The 953-nt window shown below is 82.0% G+C and carries 1 pseudogene; it reads left to right on the top strand.

What is annotated here, in order from left to right:
- Window positions 1–880, top strand: a pseudogene (locus ACFV6I_RS02340) (hypothetical protein); the annotation flags it as partial.
- Window positions 881–953: the final 73 nt, after the last annotated feature.

Below are 953 nucleotides of genomic sequence, written 5' to 3'. Positions count from 1 at the left end.
GTGGTCGTGGGGGGGGGGGGGGGGGGCGGCCCGGGGGGGGGGCCGGGCGGGGGGGGGGCCGCGGCCGCGGCCGGGGGGGGGGGCGGGGGCCGGGCCCGCCGGCCCCCGGGGGCCGGCGGGCCCCCACTTCGACGGCGTCGGCCAGCCGGGCGGCGGCGAACTGCTGCAGTCCGCCGTGCCCGGCCCGGACGGGCAGCCGCGCACCGTCCGGGTCTGGCTGCCGCCGCAGTACGCCAAGGAGCCGAACGCGCGCTTCCCGGTCGTCGTGATGCAGGCGGCCACCCCGCGCAAGACCGCCGACGCCGAGGTCCCGGACGTCTTCGAGGGCCTCACCGCGGCCCTGCAGACCGGCCGCGCCCGCCCCTTCATCCTGGTCGCCCCCGAGGCGCCGAACGGCACCGCGCACCCCTGCGACCTGGTCGCCGCCGCGCCGGCCGCCGTCGCCGACGACGAGACGCTGCGCGCCGCCATCGCCGCCTCGTTCCGCATCCTGGCGCCCGGCCCGGCCTCCTGGGGCACCCTCGGTGTCGAGGGCGGTGCTCCGTGCGCGGCCGCCGCCGGGCTGTCCCGCCCCGATCTGTACGGCGCCGCCGCCGCGGTGTCCGGCCGCTACGACGCCGCCGCGCTCACCCAGGCCGGCGCCGAGGCCCCGGCCGGCAGCGCGGCGAAGCTCCTGCTGGCCGCCGCCAAGGCCGACACGGCCGGGCTGGACACGGCCCGCAAGCTCCAGGCCGCGCTCCAGGCCGGGGCCGGACCGGCGGCCAAGGCCGAAGTGAAGATCTCCGACAACGTGCAGGACTACACCCCCGACCGGGAGCGGATGCGGCTCGTCCGGCAGGCGGCGCAGTACCTGGCCGACGCGCTGGCCAAGGCGTCCTGACCCGGTGTGGACGGGGCGTGGGGGGGGGGGCGGGGCGCGCGGGGGCGCGGCGGGGCGGCGGGGGGGGGCGCGC

Origin of the sequence: Kitasatospora sp. NPDC059803 (genome assembly GCF_042732255.1) — a bacterium.
Taxonomy (GTDB): Bacteria; Actinomycetota; Actinomycetes; order Streptomycetales; family Streptomycetaceae; genus Kitasatospora.
The sequence above is the reverse complement of the archived record's forward strand: the minus strand, read 5'-3'. Positions and strand labels throughout refer to the sequence as shown.